This window comes from Salinivirga sp., assembly GCF_035268865.1.
Lineage (GTDB): Bacteria > Bacteroidota > Bacteroidia > Bacteroidales > Salinivirgaceae > Salinivirga.
The window spans coordinates 1-5,286 of the sequence record NZ_DATFKB010000083.1; the positions used below are offsets into that span (position 1 = coordinate 1).

Here is a 5,286-nt window from a genome sequence, read left to right on the forward strand (position 1 = left end):
CTAAATATTCTCCTCTTTCGTCGATTATTGGTGACAGACCGCGCACCACAAATCCGCCTCTGCCCACTTCAATACCGCTAATTGGTTGGTGATTGCGCGAAATATCAAGCACCGTATTTCTAAAGCCCGATATGTCATCTCCATGTTTGTCGGACCAACTTCGCAACAGTGATTTTGCAGGAGGGATGTGGTAATGAATTTTAGCCTGTCCACCTGTTTGCTTTCTTATAGCTTCAGTAATTGGTTTAAGCTTGGGTCTCATTATTTGGCCGGCAGAATCTACGTTTTTGGTCTGGTAGTATTTGTGATAACCATCATAAACAAAATCCAAATTTGCAGCCATGCTTGCTGCATAAAGGGCTTTATTGCCCATGCGGTTGATGTTTTTGTTCAGGTCGGCAATTTTTGATTCAATAATTGCATTTGTATTGCTGTCGTTTGTGCTTACAAGGTAGTTACGACTAAATAACGTAATTAGTGAAATAGCCACTATAATTACAATGGTCATGGGAATTGCAATCTTATAAAGCAGCTTGCTTTTTTGTTCTAATTTTTTCATAGTGTTCTATTTTGGCGGTAAGTTCTTATCTGCTTTTGAGTCTTCAATGAATGTGAAACTGGGTTTGTAAGTAAGCATAAGGGCAGCAAAATTGCTGGTAGCATTATGGTCTCCCCCTTTCACAATATCCATTGATCCGGAACCAAACATAGTTCCGTAAATAGCTGTTAGATTTAGTTTTTTCGCAATTTTATAAGATGCTTTTATATCTACTTCGGTACCAAGGTATTGGTCGATTTTCTCACCACTGGCAGCATCTGTATATTGGTGTGGCAACCGGAAGATATGTGCTGAAAGCTCAAGTTTTAGTTTCGAATTAAACTTATGATTGGTTCCTGCAAAAATTCCCTGAATGCCATTTTTTCCAATGGGGAAATAGTCCATATATCCCAAAAACTTGTGTTTTGCTCCATATAACCTGTCGAAATTATTTGTCTTATTTGTCGGGTCACTGTTGGGGTCACTTCCGCTGTAGATGTCTGTCCCCAGAAATATACCATGGTTACTTAAAAGCTGGTAATCGGCTCTGAAACCAGCCATATATGCCTCTACTAGCGTTCCTGATGGATTTTTGCCATTTTGTAAAAAACAATCAGTATTAATTTTTAAGGACTTTATTGGCTGAAAATTTATTGTAGCTCCATATGTAATGCGGGCAAAGTATGTGTCTTTTGTGTCAGGTTTAGCGTTGAGGTCGACAAGTGTTGTTGCAGAGGCCGACAACATATTGGAAAACCGATATTTTAACCATAGAAAGGACATTGCTTTGTAATAGGGCAGGGGATAATATGATTCGTAAGGCATCGAGCTTTTCTCGTTGTTGTATGCAAACCCCAGGTCTGACTGAAAAGCTCCGGATTTTAGTTTAAGCAATAAGACATCATGTTGCGATCCTATGTTATTCCAGTTTGTAGCTCCTAAAATACGCTGGTTGTCGTATTTTAGGATTTGCCGTCCCAGTTTTACCCGAATTATATCGTTTAAAGGAAACCCTATCCAGGCTTCCTTTAAATGAATTGTGGCAGAATCCTTTTTTGTCGGGCTTTCACCCCATGATCTCACATCCTGAAATGCTATTCGTGAGGTAATAGCTTTTTCATTAAAGGATACTCCCAGCAGGCTCCTTTGACTGGTTATGATTTCAGGCGAGCGCCCTTCGGTGTTTTGCATGTTTTTATAGCCATTCCTGAATTCAGTTCGTGGCCTTATTTCGCCATCAATTGTGAACTGAGCCTGAAGGTTGGCTGCCAATAGGAAGAGAACCAGTGCTAATAATTTACTTTTCATTATTTTAAAAATTTTGGACAAAAAGTCTGGCCTGAATATATCAGGTTTTAAAGTCATACTGAGTTATATACAGGCAATAACTAAATTTAATATAACAAATTTAGAGAATTTAAAATTGTCGAAACACCGTAAAAACACCTATTTGGTCTATTCGTCTATTTTATTAAATGTACAGTTAAATAATGCTTTACATAGTTATTTTATTTTTATGCAACCCGCTATAATTCACTATGTATGTTGTTTTAACTTGGGATATTTGGAGTAGAATATGTTTTATTATTTTATGCGGGATTTTTTTGAATGATCCGTATTCCAATAAGAAAGAAAACAGCAAAAAACTGGTTGTTTAGATCGAGTTAGACCTGACACTGGTGTACTGAAGTTTTAATGCGCCAAAATTCTCATTTGTAAGAAAAACCGGAAATATGTTTTTAATTTATCTTGCTGATGATGGATGATATAAAGAATCTCATTTAGGGATAAAAAAAGACAGAGGCCAGCATTAATTATTGCTGACCTCTAGCCTCAGAAAATGTATGACTGCAATATGATTTATTGTTTAATAAATTTCGCTTTTTGCGCAACTCCGTTGCTATAGGTGGTTTTAATAAAATATGTTCCTGTTGGAAGGTCTTCTGTAAGAATTGTTTCAACTTTAGCTGCAAATTCTTTAACCAATTTACCCTGTAGGTCTAAAATCTGAATGTGTCTGATTTTTTGTTTATCGTAATTGAGATTAAGTCGATTTTGAACAGGGTTCGGATATACTTCGAGTGTTTTCGCTTCAATACCAGAAACTGAGAGTGTTCCGTCGTCTGAAAGGTAATTTACTGATTCGCCAACCAGTGAACCTTCGGAGTAATTCCTGTTGTATGTCATTACAGGAAAATTAATGTTTTCTGCATACCAGTAATAGATTGTATCAACTGTACTGCCTGTGGGCGATCCGTTTTGATAGTCAGTAGTGTTTCTTACAATTTGAATTCGCAGTGCATTATCATAAGTGGCATCGGGCGTGATAAGTGTCCCATATCCATCTGCTGCAACATCCAGGGTACCTTCGCGATCGAAAGTCATACCAAAGCTTTCATAGCTACCTTCGAAGGTGTCCGAATAGCTGTCACCATAAGTGATAGGGAATCGCACCTGATCTTCTCCGTCGGTGTAGGCAATTACTGCCTGATCTGTGTGAATACCCCAATAAACAAATGCATTATTGGTTGTGCCGAAATAGGAGTAAGTCCCTACCTGTGAGTAGAAAATATCAGCATTTGGAAAATCGGGGTTGCTGGCTGCCTGAATACTAACACCACGGGTGGTTGATGTCGTAAGATTAGAAAAATTCCAAGTTACATCAGCACCAGAGGGGCCTTCAGTAAAGCCGGCACCCGGATCACTATTTATGTTTTGTTCATATGTGTCGCCCACATTGGGATTGTGGGCTTCAGCTGTCAATGTTACTTGAGCATTGCTGAAAAAATAGATAGAAAAAAATAATGTGGTAAAAATTAAGTGTCTCATAATAAGCCTTTTTTCGTGCAACAAATCAGATAAACAACTGTTTAAATCTTCTTTTATTTGAAAAGCAGTTATGAAAGCTCTGCAACAAGCTGTGCGTTAATATGCAATTTGGAGTGATCTGTTTTTTAAGTTACCTTTAAAATATGGCTGAAATAACATATATAAAAAACGAAGCACATTACGGAAAAGTTTTGCAGGCAGCATTGCAGGCAAAGCGTATGCTATGGATCGGTACAGCTGATTTGAAAGATTTGTATGTGAAGCACAACAATGTAACGATGCCCTTTTTGAGGGCTGTTGCTGGCTTATTGCGCAAGAAGGTTGAGGTAAGATTAATACATGCAAAAGAACCCGGAACTCGTTTCAGAGATGATTTTGATAAGCACCCGGAGCTTGTGAACCACCTTGAAAGAATGTTATGCCCACGCGTTCATTTTAAACTAATTATTGTAGACAGCCAATGGGCTTATATCGGTTCAGCAAACCTGACAGGAGCGGGTATGGGTATGAAAAGTTTAAATCGCAGAAATTTCGAATCCGGTATCTGGACCAATGACAGTGCATTGGTTGAATCGGCCATGAGTCAGTTCGACGATGTCTGGATTGGTAAGCATTGTCCAAAATGTGGTCGTAAAGAATTTTGCAGCGACCGTGTGCTGGATGTCCGATAATAAAATACCCCGGCTGCAATGTGCACTGCAATACCGGGGTGATTGGTTAATATAAGTTTGTATTTAGTATTATGCGGTCATGCCGCCATCTACTGCATGTACAGCTCCGGTAATGAAACTACTTTCATTACTACCGAGGAAGTACATTAAGTTGGCAACTTCGTCATTTGTGGCATAGCGTTTTAATGGGATAGCCTGCTCAAAGCCCTCTTTTGCTGCTTTGCCCTGACCGGGAGCAAACCCATCTTCCAGCGACCGCATCATGCGGTTATCTACCGGGGAAGGATTAACTGTATTGACCCTTATTTTATGATCGGCTCCTTCAAGGGCTGCTGATTTCATCATGCCCACCACTGCATGCTTGCTGGTCACATAAGGAAGTACATTAGCGGTTCCGCTCATACCGGCTACTGATGAAGTAATTACGATACTACCACCGTTACTGTTTTTCTTCATAACCGGAAAAACGTGGCGTAATCCATAAAAAACACCTTTTACATTGACATCTATGAGCTTGTCGAAAAGGTCCATCGGATAGTCTTCAAGGGGCAATACTTTACCCTCAATACCGGCATTGTTGTAAAAGATGTCGATTCCACCCATTTTTTCTAAGGCAAAATCCACATATTTTTTCACAGCCTTTTCGTCAGATACATCCGCTGCAATGTAATACAGGTTCTCATTATCGAGTTTAGCTGCAGCATCTTTAAGATCCTTTTCATTGAGATCAACCAATAAAACTTTTGCTTTTTTATCTAATAGCTTTTGGGCCAGTGCTAATCCAATACCTCCGGCACCACCTGTTATAACTACTCTTTTGTTTTCCATAATATCCTCCTTTTATTATTGCTATAGTTAAGACAAATGGAGTTGTGATTTAGTTTTGGGCTTTTGGCTTTAATGCCGCATATATTGATTTATGTATTTTATTATCAGGGCTTTGGCGATAGCTAAAAGGGCCTTGTTACTGCAGTATGGAGAATGTTATTGCTGTTTTGATTTTTTTATTTTTCGGATAAGAATTAATGCAAAATAAGGTGAATATTGTTTTATATATCTTCTTTTAGAGTCGGATTTATTATATTTACAAATCTTAATACTTTTGAAAATCCAATATGAAAAAGCTACTTCTTATTACAATTGTTTTAACCTTGTTAACTTTATCCTGGTTTGGTTACCAAAAATTTATTAGTAATGATCGTTTCCTGGTTGCTGAAATAGCGGCTTTTGGTGCCGATGTAAATCCTA

General features: G+C 38.3%; 5 protein-coding genes. 1 reads left to right on the forward strand and 4 read right to left on the reverse strand.

From position 1 onward, the window contains the following. The 3 genes from VJ937_RS05185 to VJ937_RS05195 all read right to left on the reverse strand — a co-directional run. The coding region (locus VJ937_RS05185; protein ID WP_324065831.1) for a cache domain-containing protein at nt 1-559 on the reverse strand (559 nt) is incomplete at its 3' end. 6 nt (nt 560-565) lie between these two features. Beyond that, nucleotides 566-1,846 (reverse strand): alginate export family protein, encoded by a 1,281-nt coding sequence (locus VJ937_RS05190; RefSeq protein WP_324065832.1) that lies wholly within the window; start codon nt 1,844-1,846, stop codon nt 566-568. A 552-nt stretch (nt 1,847-2,398) separates the two neighbouring features. Then, entirely contained in the window at nt 2,399-3,367 is a 969-nt protein-coding gene (locus tag VJ937_RS05195) for a T9SS type A sorting domain-containing protein (protein WP_324065833.1), read from the reverse strand. A 143-nt stretch (nt 3,368-3,510) separates the two neighbouring features. On the opposite strand from VJ937_RS05195, the gene VJ937_RS05200 reads away from it, so the two are divergent. Beyond that, nucleotides 3,511-4,038, forward strand: a complete 528-nt coding sequence (locus VJ937_RS05200; protein ID WP_324065834.1) for a phospholipase D-like domain-containing protein — start codon at nt 3,511-3,513, stop codon at nt 4,036-4,038. Nucleotides 4,039-4,107: 69 nt separating this feature from the next. Here VJ937_RS05200 and VJ937_RS05205 read toward each other — a convergent pair whose 3' ends face one another. Next, entirely contained in the window at nt 4,108-4,866 is a 759-nt protein-coding gene (locus VJ937_RS05205; protein ID WP_324065835.1) for an SDR family oxidoreductase, read from the reverse strand. Between the last annotated feature and the right edge of the window lie 420 nt (nt 4,867-5,286).